The 16,223-nt window shown below is 40.8% G+C and carries 18 protein-coding genes; 7 read left to right on the forward strand and 11 right to left on the reverse strand.

Features of this window, described 5'->3' with window-relative positions; all coding sequences use genetic code 11:
* Nucleotides 1-437: 437 nt before the first annotated feature.
* The 4 genes from M2132_RS10000 to M2132_RS10015 form a co-directional block, all read right to left on the reverse strand.
* Nucleotides 438-944, reverse strand: a complete 507-nt coding sequence (locus tag M2132_RS10000; protein ID WP_280673226.1) for a ferritin — start codon at nt 942-944, stop codon at nt 438-440.
* A 73-nt stretch (nt 945-1,017) separates the two neighbouring features.
* A complete protein-coding gene (locus tag M2132_RS10005) occupies nt 1,018-2,439 on the reverse strand; it encodes a tetratricopeptide repeat protein (protein ID WP_280673227.1) in 1,422 nt (473 codons plus the stop codon).
* Nucleotides 2,440-2,452: 13 nt separating this feature from the next.
* Nucleotides 2,453-4,150: a glutamine--tRNA ligase/YqeY domain fusion protein gene (locus tag M2132_RS10010; protein ID WP_280673228.1), complete on the reverse strand. Its 1,698-nt coding sequence runs from the start codon at nt 4,148-4,150 to the stop codon at nt 2,453-2,455.
* A gap of 50 nt (nt 4,151-4,200) precedes the next feature.
* On the reverse strand, nt 4,201-4,470 hold the full coding sequence (locus M2132_RS10015; protein ID WP_280673229.1) for a hypothetical protein: 270 nt from the start codon (nt 4,468-4,470) through the stop codon (nt 4,201-4,203).
* Nucleotides 4,471-4,695: 225 nt separating this feature from the next.
* Between M2132_RS10015 and M2132_RS10020 the strand changes: the two genes are divergently transcribed.
* The 7 genes from M2132_RS10020 to M2132_RS10050 all read left to right on the forward strand — a co-directional run bounded on the left by M2132_RS10020 (nt 4,696) and on the right by M2132_RS10050 (nt 8,790).
* A complete protein-coding gene (locus M2132_RS10020) occupies nt 4,696-5,634 on the forward strand; it encodes a DMT family transporter (RefSeq protein ID WP_280673258.1) in 939 nt (312 codons plus the stop codon).
* Between the two features lie 83 nt (nt 5,635-5,717).
* Complete coding sequence (locus tag M2132_RS10025; protein WP_280673230.1) at nt 5,718-5,951, forward strand: hypothetical protein; 234 nt, start codon at nt 5,718-5,720, stop codon at nt 5,949-5,951.
* A gap of 161 nt (nt 5,952-6,112) precedes the next feature.
* Nucleotides 6,113-6,940, forward strand: coding sequence for an ATP-binding cassette domain-containing protein (locus M2132_RS10030; protein WP_280673231.1), 828 nt, complete (start codon nt 6,113-6,115; stop codon nt 6,938-6,940).
* 15 nt (nt 6,941-6,955) lie between these two features.
* The gene (locus tag M2132_RS10035) at nt 6,956-7,705 is read left to right on the forward strand and encodes a hypothetical protein (protein ID WP_280673232.1); all 750 of its coding nucleotides are present in this window, start codon (nt 6,956-6,958) and stop codon (nt 7,703-7,705) included.
* A gap of 7 nt (nt 7,706-7,712) precedes the next feature.
* On the forward strand, nt 7,713-8,081 hold the full coding sequence (locus M2132_RS10040; RefSeq protein WP_280673233.1) for a GntR family transcriptional regulator: 369 nt from the start codon (nt 7,713-7,715) through the stop codon (nt 8,079-8,081).
* Nucleotides 8,078-8,326, forward strand: coding sequence for a hypothetical protein (locus M2132_RS10045; protein ID WP_280673234.1), 249 nt, complete (start codon nt 8,078-8,080; stop codon nt 8,324-8,326). The genes M2132_RS10040 and M2132_RS10045 overlap by 4 nt, the downstream gene beginning before the upstream one ends.
* 164 nt (nt 8,327-8,490) lie before the next feature.
* Nucleotides 8,491-8,790 (forward strand): hypothetical protein, encoded by a 300-nt coding sequence (locus M2132_RS10050; RefSeq protein WP_280673235.1) that lies wholly within the window; start codon nt 8,491-8,493, stop codon nt 8,788-8,790.
* A gap of 105 nt (nt 8,791-8,895) precedes the next feature.
* Here the strand turns inward: M2132_RS10050 and M2132_RS10055 are convergent, their stop codons facing one another.
* From M2132_RS10055 to nuoL, 7 genes are all read right to left on the reverse strand, one after another.
* Nucleotides 8,896-9,363 carry a MaoC family dehydratase gene (locus M2132_RS10055; protein ID WP_280673236.1) on the reverse strand — a complete coding sequence of 156 codons (468 nt, stop codon included), beginning with the start codon at nt 9,361-9,363 and terminating at the stop codon, nt 8,896-8,898.
* 146 nt (nt 9,364-9,509) lie between these two features.
* Entirely contained in the window at nt 9,510-9,938 is a 429-nt protein-coding gene (locus M2132_RS10060; RefSeq protein WP_280673237.1) for a biopolymer transporter ExbD, read from the reverse strand.
* A 2-nt stretch (nt 9,939-9,940) separates the two neighbouring features.
* Complete coding sequence (locus M2132_RS10065) at nt 9,941-10,669, reverse strand: MotA/TolQ/ExbB proton channel family protein (RefSeq protein WP_280673238.1); 729 nt, start codon at nt 10,667-10,669, stop codon at nt 9,941-9,943.
* A 124-nt stretch (nt 10,670-10,793) separates the two neighbouring features.
* Nucleotides 10,794-12,221, reverse strand: coding sequence for an NADH-quinone oxidoreductase subunit N (locus M2132_RS10070; protein ID WP_280673239.1), 1,428 nt, complete (start codon nt 12,219-12,221; stop codon nt 10,794-10,796).
* Between the two features lie 52 nt (nt 12,222-12,273).
* Entirely contained in the window at nt 12,274-12,762 is a 489-nt protein-coding gene (locus tag M2132_RS10075) for a hypothetical protein (RefSeq protein WP_280673240.1), read from the reverse strand.
* A 12-nt stretch (nt 12,763-12,774) separates the two neighbouring features.
* Nucleotides 12,775-14,238: a NuoM family protein gene (locus M2132_RS10080; RefSeq protein WP_280673241.1), complete on the reverse strand. Its 1,464-nt coding sequence runs from the start codon at nt 14,236-14,238 to the stop codon at nt 12,775-12,777.
* Nucleotides 14,239-14,260: 22 nt separating this feature from the next.
* A complete protein-coding gene (nuoL, locus tag M2132_RS10085) occupies nt 14,261-16,195 on the reverse strand; it encodes an NADH-quinone oxidoreductase subunit L (protein ID WP_280673242.1) in 1,935 nt (644 codons plus the stop codon).
* Nucleotides 16,196-16,223: the final 28 nt, after the last annotated feature.

Here is a 16,223-nt window from a genome sequence, read left to right on the forward strand (position 1 = left end):
TTTAGTCATGATTATTGCTTGCGGTCTACATAATTTTAGAATTTCAAATTCATTGATTTTTAATCATATATAGTTTTATTGAATATAATGTCTATTTATTTCAATTTTGTATCTTAGTTCACTGAAATACAGTACCGTTTCACATCTACGTGGTCGTTTGGGAGTTGTGATAAGGATTATTCCGTTGTGAAAACATTTAAGGCGGGAAGCAATTCTCGCCTTCTTTTTTTTGATGAAAAACAAAATTTACCTTTTATCGGGAAGACCTATAAAATGGGGGAATAGCAAAGGCTACGGAAAGAAAAACAGCTAAAAATAAACTAAGCCACCTAACGTACAATCCTGTACTAATTGATTCACATAAAAAAGAAGGTGTGCCAATTTACTTTTGACCCACCTTCTTCTTTCAGTATATAAGTATATATATCGTAAGGAAATTAATCTTCCAATGGAGTGTATTTCCTTGCTTTCAGCTCCTTGTCTAAGCTGTAAAGACCTGCTCCGCTATCACCGATAAGGTTCAACACATCGATATACTCTTGAGCCGATTCTTCTTCTTCCACTTGTTCGTCTACAAACCATTGAAGCATAGACAGGGTTGCATTGTCCTTCTCAGCCCTCGCAAGGGCAACCAAGTCGTCAATCATTTTTGTAACTACCTTTTCGTGCTCCAACGCCGCCTGGAAAGCAGCCAAAGGACTTTCCCACGAAAGTGGCACCCCTTCGATAGCCGCAAGCTTAACCTCGCCTCCACGGGTGTTTATAAAATCGAAGATCTTCATTGCATGGTCGCACTCTTCCTGTGCCTGAACCCTAAACCAATTGGCAAAACCACTTTTCCCGTCTTTCGCAAAATGCGCAGACATCGACAGATAAAGATAACCTGCCCAAAATTCGGCATTAACCTGAGCGTTTAACGCCGCTTCTACTTTCTTATTAAGCATAATGTAAACATTTAGATGATTAGACTTCTAAATTATTTAACACAAAAGCAGTGTTTTTGTTCAAAAAAACGGATCAATATTTTATATTCTTAAATAATGAACGGCACTCGCGCAGGTTGTTGAGGTGGATAATCAGCGATTCGCGGTCATTACCCATTGCCTCCATCTGGTCGTCGGTGAAGAAGAGAGAGAGCAGGTCTTTCAGGTCGTCGTCCGAAAAAGAATCCAGACACTGGTTAAAATTCTCATTCTCGCCCATCTCGAAGTATATAAGAGCCAACCGTATCTTAGCAATCGGGTATTCGGGGTCGATACGCAGCAGAGAGGTTAAATATCCGGCTGCCTTTGCGTAGGCTTCCATCTTTAAGTGCGATGTAGCCAGCTTGTCGAGCAAATGCTCGTTTCCCTCATTTTCGGGAAGGGCTTTTTCGTAGTAATAAATGGCCTTCTCATAATCGTTCTGCCGGAAATAAAGATCGCCCGAAAGCAACCATAAATCGGAAGTCTCGTCAGTTTCGGCCAAACCTTTTTCTATACTATCAAGAGCTTTTTCGGTGTCGTCCAACTGCAAGTAAATAAATGCCTTTTTGGTGTGAATATCGGCATAAGCGGGAGCAAATTCAAGGGCCCGGTCAAGAACCGACAGCGCATCCTGGTAACGTTCTTCAGAGATATAGCACTCTGCCAAAGAGATATACAGGCTCACATCCTGCGGATTAAGCGCTATGCACTCCTCAAACTTCGCTATGGCCTCCTGTGTCCTGTCCGAAAGAGATAGGCAATGAGCCATCAGCTTCAACAATACCGGGTCTGTATCGTTGATAGTCAGGGCAAAATCGAAAGCATCGACAGCCTTTCCGAATTCTTCTTGCAGCGAATACAGTTTGCCGATGCTTACCCAAGCATCGTACGAGTAAGGGTCTATATCCAGTATTTTATTATTAGCCTCTATGGCCTTACCAAAGTCGCCCTTCATCTCGTAGGCATATACCAAATCGCTCAATACCTCCATATTTTCGGGAGCGTATTCGAGGCTTTTCTCAAAATAACGGATTGCATCATCGAAATAATCGACATCAACATATAGGAAGCCCAGTTCGGAATAAATCACGTCGGGCTGTATTTCGTCATCATTAAGTACATCTGCGGCAAACTGCGAAGCTTCGGCATACAGCCCCAACTGCAAATAACACTCCACTTTAAGCAGATATAAATCGAAGTCATAACCCTGAAAATGAGCGTTCATAAAATTGAGGGCATCTTGATAATCGCCCTCAAAAACTATGCTTTTCGCCTTTTTCAAGAGTAAAGACTCGCTGGCCGGATGAATAGATAGAGCCAATTCGAGTATTGAACGAGCTTCGTCGAGATCGCCCTGCGAATCGTAAAAATCGATCAAGTCTTCAAATTCATCCGCATCAAAATACCCTCCTTTGCCCGTGGAAAGGAATTCTTCGTATTTTTTCAGCAATCCCGAAATATCTTTTTCGCTCATCAAAACGAACGGTTTATTTATTTTTTTCTTTTGCCCAAGAGTCTTTCAACGAAACTGTACGGTTAAACACCAACTCACCATCAGCAGAAGTGGGGTCAACATTAAAATATCCTATCCGTTGGAATTGGAAATTATCGAGCGCCTTGGCATTTTTCAAGAAAGGTTCAACCTTGCAATTCTTCAGTACCTTCAGCGAATCGGGGTTCAATAATTCTTTAAAGTCTTTATCTTTTTCCTCGGCAGGATTTTCTACCATAAACAAACGGTCGTACAGACGCACAGTTGCATCAACAGCATCCGTGCACGACACCCAATGGATGGTCCCTTTTACCTTGCGTCCGCTGTCGGCCATGCCGCTCTTGGTCTGTGAGTCGTACTCGGCATATACTTCAACAACCTCGCCTTCGGCATTGCGTTTGCATCCTGTACATTTCACTATATAAGCATTCTTGAGGCGCACCTCATTGCCGGGTGTAAGGCGGAAATATTTCTTGGGAGCGTCTTCCATGAAATCGTCACGCTCTATATACAACTCGCGCGAGAATTCCACTTCGTGACTGCCGGCTTCCGCATCTTCGGGATTGTTTTGTGCCACAAGCGTTTCGGTTTTGCCCTCAGGATAATTTGTCAGTATCAATTTAACAGGGTCGAGTACTGCCGATACACGCATTGCACGTTTATTCAAGTCTTCGCGGATGGCATATTCCAGCAAGGCAACATCAATCATTCCGTCGTATTTGGTGTAGCCGATGCGGTCTATGAAGTTCTTTATTGCTTCGGGGGTATATCCACGGCGGCGGTATCCGCAAATGGTGGGCATACGGGGGTCGTCCCAACCGTCAACCAATCCTTCCTGCACCAATTGCAGCAGCTTGCGCTTGCTCATCATTGTGTAGGTCAAGTTCAAACGGTTAAATTCGTATTGATGGGGGCGGTAGCCATCGTCTGTTGTCAATTGGTCTACATACCAGTCGTACAAGGGGCGGTGCACAACAAACTCGAGCGTACAGATAGAGTGTGTAACTCCCTCAAAGTAGTCGCTTTGACCATGCGCAAAGTCGTACATGGGATATGCCTGCCACGTTGTTCCCGTACGGTGGTGTGGGTGCTTAATGATGCGATACATGATAGGGTCGCGGAAGTGCATATTTGCCGAAGCCATATCTATCTTGGCACGAAGCACGGCACTGCCCTCTTCCACTTCTCCTGTGCGCATTTTCTCAAAAATAGCGAGGCTTTCCTCTACGGGACGATCACGAAACGGACTATTAGTTCCGGCCTGTGTGGGTGTCCCTTTTTGTTTGGCTATCTCTTCGGCCGACTGCTCGTCGATATACGCTTTCCCTTGTTTTATCAGTTCCACGGCAAAGTTCCACAGTCGAGGGAAATAGTCGGAAGCATAATATATGTTGTTCCAGTCGAAACCGAGCCATTTTATGTCCTCCATAATAGAATCTACATACTCAACATCTTCCTTCACCGGATTGGTGTCGTCAAACCGCAGATTGCACGTACCACCGTACTTCTGAGCGATACCAAAATCCATACAAATAGCTTTTGCATGGCCAATATGAAGATACCCGTTAGGCTCCGGTGGGAAACGGGTTTGTAAACGTCCGCTGTTTTTTCCTTCTTTCAGGTCTGACTCTACAATAACCTCTATAAAGTTGAGGCTCTTTTTTTCGGGTGTTATTTCCGGATTTTCGCTCATAGCAATCGTCTTATATTATAAATCTATCTTATATACTTTTGTTTTATCTTTTATTTCTCTTCGGTTGTGATGTCTTCTACCAAATAGGTTGCAAACAGGCTGTCGAATTCCGCCGTTTCGGGCTTTTCCCTATACGAGGCTATTATCTCTTGCGATTTAGCGAAGGCATCGGCTGCAGCATCCAAATCGTGCTTCTTGGAATGTTCGACCGACTCTTTGGCAAACCGTGCAGCTTCTTTGGCATCCTTATCGACCGAGCCGCACGACACAAAAAATATTAACACAACAGCAATAAACAATATGTTTGAAATCTTTTGCATTTTCCGTTTTTTACCGTCAAAGGTAATTAAAATAAAAACACATTGAAAATGGAGAAACCCTAATGCCGCAAATTAAGTAAGTTCTACGTGGATTGCAGCCTGAATGCCGATTTGTTAAAAATACAAATAAATAGCAGACCTCCTTTTTTTACTCAGAATATAGTCAGTATCTTTGTGCATTTTTTACAAAAAACCTAATATTTTATGTCTATGACACTCGATACTTTGAAGAGTTTTAAAGGGATTAGTTACGCATTGATTTCGTCCGGAACATTTGGGCTGATTCCTCTGTTTTCGATTCCTCTGCTGGGCGAAGGGATGAGTCAGGCGTCTGTCCTGTTCTACCGTTTTTTGATTTCTGCCATACTGATGGGTAGCATCTGTTTGTTAAGGAAAAAGGACTTCAGGATAGACCGTAAGCACATGCTGCCGGTTGTTGTGCTGAGTTTGTTTTATGCTTCAACATCTCTGCTTCTGTTGTTTTCGTACAGTTATATCCCCAGCGGAATATCTACTACGATACACTTCCTCTACCCCATTCTGGTAAGCATTATAATGGTTGCCTTCTTCAAAGAAAAGAAGTCTACGATACTTTTCCTTGCCGCTGCCCTGTCGGTGATAGGGGTTCTTGTTTTGTGCTGGACAGATGCCGCAAATGTGAAATTTGCAGGGGTTTTGATTGCCGCCGCTACAATTATAACATACTCAACATACATTGTAGGGCTTAACCAAACCAGTGCCAGCAAGATAGATGCCGAGGTGCTTACTTTCTATGTCCTGTTTTTGGGAGCTTGCCTGTTTTTCATTTTTGCTTTAGCAACAACAGGGATCGGAACGATACCCAGCTTCCCTGCATTCGGGCGTTTGTTCCTCTTGGCGCTTCTGCCAACCGTAGTGTCTGACCTGACACTCATTCTGGCCGTGAAAAACATCGGTTCCACAGTCACATCAATCTTAGGTTCGATGGAACCTGTGGTTGCTGTTTTGGTAGGAGTATTCTATTTTTCGGAACATTTCGATATCGTAAGCCTTGCCGGAATCACGCTGATAATAACATCGGTAATCATGGTTGTGGTACGGAGTTCCAAGAAAAAAGAGCTCGAACCTATACCCCAACTGGTGAAGCACCACAATACGGACGAAAGGCATAAGCACGATTTTTAGAACCTGTTTAGATATAATTTTTGTATGTTTGCATACAAAGAGGCTTTGCTTCTTTTCGAGCATTCACTATATACCAAACAAGTATGCAGCCAAACGATACATCAGAAGAAAAGTTACCGGAAGAAAAAAACGTTGATACAACATTCTTGGTAAAAGCTTTGGTTGAAAGCGGACGCAAAACGCTGGAGCACCGCATGGAATACTGCCGCAAGCGCCGCAACGAAGGCAATTTGGTGACGCTCAGTTATTACCGCAAAAAGCTCTATAAGGCTATCTTAGAGCTACGGGCATACAACAAAGAATATCCTAAAGAATAAATAACATAACAAATACATAAATAAAACTGCTCTAAAAGTTGAACCGAAACTTTTAGGGCAGTTTTTTTTCAGAAAAACCCTTGGAATATAAAAACAATTATTATATTTGTAGTGTATTAGTTCATTAATACACCATTTCAATATTTTTAATTAGCCTTAATATGATACAAATTTCAAACCTAAGTTTTTATTACAAAAAGTCCGCACCCATTTTTGAGGGCGTAACGCTTCAGATAAAAAGTGGTATATACGGACTTTTAGGTGAAAACGGAGTTGGTAAAACATCCTTACTCCATATCATCAGCGGATTGCGTTTCCCAAAATCGGGAAGTTGCAATGTATGTGGGTACGAATCGTACAAGCGCAAACCGGGTATGCTCTCGCAACTGTTTTTCTTGCCGGAGGAATTTAATACCCCCAGCGAGTCTATAAGTACCTATGCCAAACTAAACGGGGTATTTTACCCGAACTTTAAACAATCTGAGTTGGACGAATATCTGGACATTTTTCAGGTCGACAGGCAAAAGAAAATGACGCAAATGTCGTTCGGGCAAAAGAAAAAGGCAATGATAGCCTTCGCCATCGCGGCAAATACCCCCGTGTTATTGTTGGACGAACCTACCAACGGACTGGACATTCCTTCCAAAAGCCAGTTCCGGAAGATTATATCGTCTGTCTCGACCAGCGACAAGAGCATTGTTATATCTACCCATCAGGTGCGCGATTTGGAGAACCTCATCGACCCCATTATTATCCTCGATCGCAACCAAGTATTGCTTAACAATACGGTAGAAGAAATCACCCAAAAGCTTCACTTCACTTATTCGGCAACCAAGCCCCAAGATTCGCTCTATTGCGAACAAATATTGCAAGGCTATTCGGCTGTCAGCGAAAACGTGGACAACGAAGAAAGTATCCTTAACATAGAGTCTCTTTTCAGTGCGGTTGTTCTGAATAAAGAGAAAATAAAAAATATATTTAATAACTAACCTCACCTCGAAACTATGAACGAAACATTCAACCTGAAACGTTTTCTATCCCTATTGAAACGGGATATAAGAATGTGTAGTAAATACTATCTATACATAAGTATTGCTTTATTAGGGATACTGCTTATTGTTGCGATATTTTCGCATATAATAATGAATATTACCGGGCCTAACAACAGCTATGATGGCAATTTTATTATCGTTTATTTTGCCCTTATAGCTGCAATATTTTGTTCTCCTTTTTATTTACGCGAAAACAACAATAAGCAGGAAGCTTTATTCAGCTATATATTACCCTCTTCGGCTTTAGAACGATTTTTAAGTGTATGCGCCCGAAATCTGATAGTGCTGGTTATCTGTACTATTATTCTGATTTTAACCAACTTGGTTTGGAGTATAATAACAATATCTTTTAGTCACGACTTAACGGTATACATAAAAATAGATTCTTCTGTCATAACAGCAATCCTCAGTATGCAGGCAATTGCAATTTTAGGACAGGCTTATTTCAGAAAATTTGCTCTTGTAAAAACATTCGGTATAACAACACTGCTTCTCTATCTAACATTAATGTTAGCTATGGGTGTTACCGAACCCGATTCTTATTTCGACCTTGAAGATTTTATCTTCCCCGAAATATTCTCTCAACAATGGCTCGGCTCTGTACACCCTGTACTGTACGTTTGTGGCACGATTTTGAAACTGATATTCCCTTTTGGCCTATGGTTTGCCGCATATTTTAAAATGAAAGAAACCGAAATTTAAAAAACTTATGGACTTTAAAACAAACAAACCGATATATATGCAGATTGTAGATCTTTGTTTCGGGAAAATCCTGACCGGCGAATGGAAGGACGACGAACGGATACCATCTGTAAGAGAGCTGGGTGCCTCTCTGCAAGTGAACCCCAATACGGCTATGCGCGCCTTTGAATATATGCAGGCCGAAGATGTTATATACATTAAACGAGGTATGGGCTATTATGTACAAAAAAATGCCCGCAAACAAATAGTTAAATTGCAGAAAGAAGAATTCTTCAAAGATGTACTACCCGAAGCTTTCAGAACCATGCTCTTGCTTAATATAGACATCAACGAAATTGTAGAAAAATACGAATCTTATAAAAACGAACAATCATGAAACGATATACAAACAAATTGCTTATGCTGTTTCTAATCCTTATCATTGCCTGTATCTGCATAGAAGCACCATTATTATCTGAGGGAGCTAATGCAAGAGACGCCACTCAACAAAAGAAGACGACAGAAAAAGAGTACCTCGAAAAGAGATTGAAATCTGAAGAAAAACAACTACAAAGGACTCAACAATTGATACAAAAAACAAAGAAACAACTGGACGAAATAGAAGCCAACGAAAAACATTGAAGTATTACTTAAATAAATAGCAAAGCCGTTTACTAAAATAGGAGTAGGCGGCTTTTTTTTGAAAAAATATTTCCTCCGGTGAACAATATGCCATCTCAACATGTTAGAATAAAAATAGTACACCCTAAAGGAATAATATTTACAAAATAGAAAGGAATTTTATTATGAAAAAGTTATTGATTGGTGCAGTTGCAGGAGCTGCTATTACTCTGGTTGTTTATAAACTTGCCAAAGATGGTAAGCTTGATGGTTTGTGCGAAAATGCCAGCGATTTTGCAGGTAAAGCTAAACGGAAAATCAAAGATCAAACAGATTTGGCTATCAACAAAGCCGAATACTATACAGACAGGACAGGGCGCAGAATGAAAGTTGCTAAGAGAAGCTTAGATCGCAAATTCGACGAACTGTCGGACATTGTTGGCGAAAAATTAGCAAACAGAAGAGCAGAAGCTGAAGAAGCCTAATTAGATCATAATTCAATGTCAGTAAACCTGATATTCCTCTCCCGAAGGAGGGGGTATCAGGTTTATGTTTTTTTTGGTAGCAGGGAGAAAAGGAGTGTAGCCCTCTTATGCATTGAAGTGGTATAGAAACACCACACTTGTCTCGAGCGCTGGTTTTTTCTGGTCTTTTATCTCCAAAACAGCTTTGATTTCAGCTTTTGTAATCCCCCTCAGGTTAGAAAGAGATACAAGTTGGGCTTTGAGCCTCACTTCGCTATCCACAACAACGGCTTGCCCAAAGCGTAGTTTATCTATTCCGTAGTTGATGAGGTGCTTTATATTGCGAACTTCAATAATCTCGTTCCACAGATAAGGGAGCAAAGACAATGTCAAATAACCATGAGCAATGGTGTTATGAAACGGACTTTCGCGTTTAGCTTTTTCTACATCGCAATGTATCCATTGATGGTCTTCTGTTGCATCAGCAAACAAATTAATCCGGTCTTGAGTAACTTTAAAGTATTCCGATATACCTATCTCTTTTCCAACAAACTCTTCAAATTCACTAAAAGAATTTATTACAATCTTGCTCATAAATGTATCTAAATGTTTTTCAGTTTTCCTGCACTAAGATACAAAATATTCCGTAAGGTTATAATTTTACCAAACCTACTTTCTTAACATATCAAGAGGTATTTGAAAAACTCAAACACCTCCCTATATTATAGTATTTTTTCTCCTTAATCTTTCTGGGTGAATAGCACCATTTTCACTTGCAATTTATTACCCACATCTATCACATTAACTACATCCTGTAAGTTTAAAGAACGGTCGGCTTGTAGGAGTACATTCAGGTCTAATTCTTCATTTTTTGTTTGTGCCTCCCTCTTTTTTTGTTCTATTTCGGCCCGTAAAGCCGGTTCCAGTTGCTCGAACGAAACAAGCTTATCTTCCAGAAAATACTGATGCTCGTGATTTATAACCAAACTGATGTTCTTTTTGGTCACAACCTTCTCGGCCGTAGACGAGTTAGGCAACAAAACCTTAATTGCCGCCGGTGTAACCATCGTTGCTATAATCAGGAAGAACAGCATCAAGAAAAACATGATATCGTTTAACGATGCGGTAAAAACTTCGGCTGTTCTAACCTTACGTCTTTCAATCTTCATAATTAATCGTTTTGATTAGTTGTTTCCGCGTCTTTACGAGCCATTCTGATGGCTTTCAATGCTTCGTTCGACTCACGGTCTATCCGAAGAACAACCTTGTCTATCCTGCTGTTCAGAATATAATATCCGGCATAGGCTATAACCCCCACAAAAAGACCGGCTCCCGAACATATCATTTTCTGATACAATCCGTCCGATATAGTTGGAATATCCAGATTTCCACTCTGAGAAATACCATAAAAGATATTGATTACCCCGAAAATCGTACCTAAGAAACCCAACATAGGTGCAATAGATGCCGTAATACCCAAGTAGTTCATCATATTTTCCATGACTGAAATCTGTTGGCGGGCTTCAAGCTGCATTGCTTCTTCGGCCTCTTCGACAGTCGTATTTTCTTCTTTCAGCCCTGCGGCAATAACCTTCCCTGAAGCATATGGCTTTTCAAGAGCGAATTTCAGGGCTTTATCCCTTTTGTTTTCGAGAATAAGCTCTAACACTCGCGACAACCACGAAGCATCTTTCTTTCCCATTTTATTTACTATCAACCATCGGTCTATTATAATATAAATCGACAACAAAGACAGGAGGAATATCGGAAGCAGTATCCAGCCTCCTTTAAGCAGCAAACTGAAGTAGCTTTGATCGGCCGGTGTAGTTTCGGGAGCTGTAGCCACTGCCGTCGCAGTTGTTGCTGCTACATCTTGCAGGATAACAAAAAGATTTTGCATAATGTTTGTTTATTGTTCTTGTTATTTAAAATTTCTTTTTTATAAACTAAACGGCAAGTCCTAAACAAAAATTGCTTAGAACTTGCCGATTTTATCTTAATGTCTTTTTTCTCTGATTCTGTGTTTACCAGATGCCGAAACTTACGGCTCTCAGATATTCAAATACACAGCTTACCATACCTATCAGCAGGATACCTGCCATCGACAATGTCAACGAAATTTTTAGGTATCCATCCGTCGATACACATTCAATCGGCGAACTGTTCTTATTTATAAACATTGCTTTTACTACAAGCAAATAGTAATAGAGCGATATAACTGTATTCAGGAATGCTATGAAAACCAGAATTGTGTGTCCTTGTTCCATTGCCGCACTAAATACAAACAGCTTGCTAAAGAATCCTGCTGTGGGAGGAATACCTCCTAAAGAAAACATTGCCAGTGTCATTGCCCACGTCAATTTCGGATTAGTGGCATACATGCCGTTATAATCGCTCATATTGACTTTGCCTGTTTGATTCTCAATAGCTGTTATTACACCAAACGCAGCCGCATTAGAGAATACATACACAAATATATAAAAAAGTGTGGCTCCCATACCAAACTGTGTACCGTTAAATACACTTAACATAATATATCCGGCCTGCGAGATAGACGAGAATGCCAAGAAACGTTTCATATTATTCTGTCGCAACGCAAACAAGTTACCCACAGTAATGGTAAGGATAATAATAATTGATATTACATCAGTCCATACCCCCGAAAGAAGAGGGAACACTTTATAAAGAATTACCATCAGCGCAAACACTGCCGCACCTTTCGATATGGTAGAAAGATATAAAGTAACATTGGTTGGAGCTCCTTCATATACATCGGGCGCCCACAAATGGAAGGGCACAAGCGATATTTTGAAGAACAGACCGGCCAAGAACAAAATCATGCCCATAATGATAAGGGGCGATGAGAACATCGAAATGGCCAGATTATCGAAGTACAAGCTTCCGCATGCACCATAAACAAACGATAGCCCGAATACCATAATTGCAGACGAGAATACGGCGTTGAAGATATACTTTGCGCCAGCTTCTGCCGACTCATGTGTATATTTATTGAACGCAACCAGTGCCGCAATAGGCAACGATGCTGTTTCCAGACCGATATAGAAGATTAAGAAATTACCCGACGATATCATAAAGTACATACCCAGCAATGTCAAAACGGTGAGCATAAAGAACTCTCCACGTTTAACTATCGCATCCGGTTTAGACAGCCAGTTGTTTGCCTGTAGGAATATCATGAACACCCCTACATTCAGTATACATTTTATTGCTGCTTGCGCCTGCCCTGCTATGTACATTCCGCCAAAAGAGGTTCCTTCTTCTTTCAAAAGGAAGAAACAATAAACGGTATGCACTAAAAACAATAGGCATGCAACCGGAAAATAATACTTTTTCGTTTTATCAGAAGCAAACAAATCGTAAATAATAAGTAACAGAAATACCGCTGTCAACGATAATTCAGGCTTCATCAATAAGTAATTACTTAAATCCATTTTAGTATATCAATTATATTTTAAATTTCGGTCTTTTAGTTTAAATCCCTATTTACTGCGTTGTAAGAGGAGTGTACATTAAAGATATTGAGTAACTCCGCTCATACTCTTTAGCAAGATCTTTCGTTACAATTATCCGGAGTGTTCCTCTCTCAAAATACAACGACTCGTATTTATTTCCGTTACGAACTTCACGATTGGTTTGCTCGTATTCGGCATCTTTTAATTCTTGCAAAATATTTTTATAATCTGTCACATCATTAAAACGCCATGCAAGTACAGTCGTATTAGAGCCAACGCCTCTAACATCACCAACCACAATATTGTCTCCTAACACATAGGTGCGCTGCGCTACTGCCCCGCCCCAACTCTTAGATCCTCTCTGAACATAACCTTTTTCAACCATAGTGGTATTAAAGGCATCATAATCGCATTTAGCTAAAGTTGTTAATTCATTTAATGAAAAACTTTGTGCTTTTGTGCTTACTGACAGCAATACAAATGCTGTTAAAGCGAACGTTCTTGTAATGTTTGTTTTCATAATAATTCAGTTTTAAAAATGAATACTTGAACTTATTAAAGATGATATCCATCCTGGGAACATACCCATTCCGGCTACACATAAAATCAAGCCAACTGTTGCAACTCTTTCATACCAAACAGCGTCGGTCAGTTCAAGATGGTGGTCGTTAACGACCGGACCATACAAGATTTTTCCAACAACTTTCAGAATATAGACTGCAGTTATTACTATTGAAGAACAAGCTATTATTGTAAACACTCGGTGAAACATGTCTGTATGCTCGAACGAACCCACAAAAATCGTCATTTCGGCCACGAAACCACTCAATCCCGGCAAACCTAACGACGCCAAACCGGCAAGAACATAACAAACGGCAAGAAAAGGCATGATCTTCATTAAACCGCCTAATTCGCGAATATCGCGTGTGTGTGTACGCCCATAAATCATTCCGATAAGGGCAAAGAAAAGAGCTGTCATCAACCCGTGCGACAACATTTGCATAACCGCACCGGTCATTGCTGTCTGGTTCCACATAAGTATGGCAAACAATACCAAACCACAGTGGCTCACAGACGAATATGCATTAATATATTTAAGGTCAGTCTGAGCAATTGCGCCGAATGCTCCATAAACAACACTTATACCTGTCAGGATAAGGAATATCCATCCCAATTCATCGGCAGCTTCGGGCATCAAACGCATAGCGATACGGAAACAACCATATCCTCCCAACTTCATCAATACTCCGGCATGGAGCATAGATACTGCCGTTGGCGCGGAAGCGTGACCGTCGGGCGACCAAGTATGGAATGGGAACAAAGCTCCAAGAACCCCGAATCCTAAAAATGTAAGTGGGAATATCCAACGTTGCATTTCGATGGGGATTGCTCCATTCGCTGCAACTTCCAACATATTGAACGAATTCAGTCCCGAATAATAATATATTCCTAAGATACCAACAAAAAGGAACGCCGAACCACCCATCAACATCAGGGTAAGTTTCATTGCCGAATATTCTTTCTTACCTGTACCCCAAAGACCGATCAACAAATACATTGGTATCAAGGCTATTTCGTAGAAGAAGAACATTGTGAACATATCTACCGAAATAAAGAACCCATATACCCCAACCGAAAGCAGCGTAAGCCACATAAAGAAATCTCTGGGCAGAGGGTCTATATTCCATGAGGCAAACGTTCCGGTCACGATAATAACTGCCGTAAGGAGTATCATCAGCACAGAAATACCATCAACGCCTATCGAATAGTGTATATTCATACTTTCGAACCAAACGGCATCATAAACGAAAAGCATTTCACTAATAGGGTCGGCCTCTCTTGCTGCAAAGAACATAAACAAAAGGACTACCGCCATAGCCAATTCAATAACAGCACCTATAACCCCTACGGTTCTTACTTGTTTAATGTTGCGACATGGAATAAATGCCAACAGCATCAATACAGGAACTAATACAAATAATGAAAGGATATTCATATTTATCTATTTTTTGCTAAAATCATTTACAAATAAAACAAACAACACACAAGGCGAAAGCAGCTACAAACAGTAAGGCTCCTACCAGATAAACAAGGGCATATTGCTGTATGTGACCCGATTGTAGACCTTTAATCTTATCCGAAGCAGCATTGGTAACATGCGCCAAACTGTCCATAAAGGCGTCTACGATATGACGGTCGAACCAGGCAATAGGTCTTGAAATACAATTAAATATAATCTTACGGGTTACAAATAACCACATTTCGTCGAAATAAAATCTGTTTGCCGCACCTTTATACAGCCATGGGAACATCGCGATAAACTTGTCGGCCATATTTGTTTTCTTTCTGTACATTACGGTTGCAATACCAATACCTACCAAGGCAACAGCTATACTTGCCGATGCGATAGGAATGTCGATATGAGCCTCGAAAGGCAACCTGTCGGCAGTGATAAGTTCTGAGAAAGGAACAAATCCCGAGAAGATTGAGAATATGGCAAGTATAATCAACGGAATACTCATCGTTGCCCCTGCATCGTGAGGTGCATGATGATAATGTTTGTCGTTTTCGTAATGGAAAATACGGTAGTACAAACGGAACATATAGAAAGCCGTAAGTCCGGCAACTATGTACAATATCGTGAATATTACCTTATCGTGATGGAAAGCGGCAACCATAATCTCGTCCTTACTGAAAAAGCCCGAGAAAGGGAAAATACCGGCAATAGCCAAACAAGCTATAAGGAATGTCCAACGAGCGATAGGCATATATTTTTTCAAGCCTCCCATATCCTTCATCTCATTACTGTGAACGGCATGGATAATAGCTCCCGCACCCAAGAACAACAACGCTTTAAAGAATGCGTGAGTGAACAAGTGGAACAACGAAGCCATGTAACCAAGTCCATCGTGACCTCCGTACCCCGAAACCCCCATCGCTGTAATCATATACGCAATCTGAGAGATGGTCGAGAATGCCAACACACGTTTTATATCTGTCTGCGCACAAGCCACCATAGCGGCATATGCAGCTGTTATAGCACCAATATAACCTATTATAGTAAGCACCTCAGGCGTTCCGAAGAAATAGATAGGGAACAAACGAGCTACCAAGAATACACCGGCAACAACCATCGTTGCGGCATGTATCAATGCCGAAGCAGGAGTAGGACCTTCCATCGCGTCGGGAAGCCAGATGTGGAACGGCATCATAGCCGATTTACCTGCACCACCAATGAATATGAACATCAATGCCCACGACAAAGCGGATATTCCCATGAACGACGCACCCAAAGCTGTTCCTACAAACGGAGCATCAGGATTGGTAAGCGTTGCAAAATCGAATGTTTCGGAATAGAACGAAACAATCAATATACCGATAAGGAAAAACAAGTCGGCAAAGCGAGTTACGATAAACGCTTTCTTCGAAGCGGCAACCGCACTCGGTTTTGTATAATAGAAACTGATAAGCGAGTAAGACGAAACCCCTACAAGCTCCCAGAAAATATACATTTGGAAGATGTTGGTTGCAACAACCAGTCCCAGCATCGAAAAGCTAAACAACGAAAGGAAAGCGTAATAACGCTGAAATCCTTTTTCGCCTTTCATATAGCCTAAACTATAGATGTGTACCATTAACGATACGGTTGTTATAACAACGAGCATCAGCACAGAAATAGGATCGAGCATGATACCCAAATCTATATGCAGGTGTTCGGTAAATCTTAACCATTCAAAATTGAGAGGAATAATGCTCTGGAAGGCTTCGCCTCCTGCTTTGCCTACACCCCCGAAAAAGTACTCGTATCCTGTAATATATGCTACTACTGTTATAACAGCCAAAGATAAAGTACCTAAAACACCGGCAACTACTGGTTTCATTTTGTTGCCCAATAGCCCCAAAATAAGGAACATCAATGCCGGCAAGGCAATTATTAATAACGTATAAGACATATCTATATCGTTTATTGAATTTTATTCT

The organism is Dysgonomonas sp. PH5-45, from assembly GCF_029893235.1.
Classification (GTDB): domain Bacteria; phylum Bacteroidota; class Bacteroidia; order Bacteroidales; family Dysgonomonadaceae; genus UBA1309.

Coding starts and splice junctions, on each gene's coding strand:
- nuoL (WP_280673242.1), bottom strand. CDS start 16,195: ATGTCTTATACGTTATTAATAATTGCCTTGCCGGCATTGATGTTCCTT.
- M2132_RS10030 (WP_280673231.1), top strand. CDS start 6,113: ATGATACAAATTTCAAACCTAAGTTTTTATTACAAAAAGTCCGCACCC.
- M2132_RS10045 (WP_280673234.1), top strand. CDS start 8,078: ATGAAACGATATACAAACAAATTGCTTATGCTGTTTCTAATCCTTATC.
- M2132_RS10000 (WP_280673226.1), bottom strand. CDS start 944: ATGCTTAATAAGAAAGTAGAAGCGGCGTTAAACGCTCAGGTTAATGCC.
- M2132_RS10060 (WP_280673237.1), bottom strand. CDS start 9,938: ATGAAGATTGAAAGACGTAAGGTTAGAACAGCCGAAGTTTTTACCGCA.
- M2132_RS10055 (WP_280673236.1), bottom strand. CDS start 9,363: ATGAGCAAGATTGTAATAAATTCTTTTAGTGAATTTGAAGAGTTTGTT.
- M2132_RS10025 (WP_280673230.1), top strand. CDS start 5,718: ATGCAGCCAAACGATACATCAGAAGAAAAGTTACCGGAAGAAAAAAAC.
- M2132_RS10070 (WP_280673239.1), bottom strand. CDS start 12,221: ATGGATTTAAGTAATTACTTATTGATGAAGCCTGAATTATCGTTGACA.
- M2132_RS10080 (WP_280673241.1), bottom strand. CDS start 14,238: ATGAATATCCTTTCATTATTTGTATTAGTTCCTGTATTGATGCTGTTG.
- M2132_RS10005 (WP_280673227.1), bottom strand. CDS start 2,439: ATGAGCGAAAAAGATATTTCGGGATTGCTGAAAAAATACGAAGAATTC.
- M2132_RS10035 (WP_280673232.1), top strand. CDS start 6,956: ATGAACGAAACATTCAACCTGAAACGTTTTCTATCCCTATTGAAACGG.
- M2132_RS10015 (WP_280673229.1), bottom strand. CDS start 4,470: ATGCAAAAGATTTCAAACATATTGTTTATTGCTGTTGTGTTAATATTT.
- M2132_RS10040 (WP_280673233.1), top strand. CDS start 7,713: ATGGACTTTAAAACAAACAAACCGATATATATGCAGATTGTAGATCTT.
- M2132_RS10075 (WP_280673240.1), bottom strand. CDS start 12,762: ATGAAAACAAACATTACAAGAACGTTCGCTTTAACAGCATTTGTATTG.
- M2132_RS10050 (WP_280673235.1), top strand. CDS start 8,491: ATGAAAAAGTTATTGATTGGTGCAGTTGCAGGAGCTGCTATTACTCTG.
- M2132_RS10010 (WP_280673228.1), bottom strand. CDS start 4,150: ATGAGCGAAAATCCGGAAATAACACCCGAAAAAAAGAGCCTCAACTTT.
- M2132_RS10065 (WP_280673238.1), bottom strand. CDS start 10,669: ATGCAAAATCTTTTTGTTATCCTGCAAGATGTAGCAGCAACAACTGCG.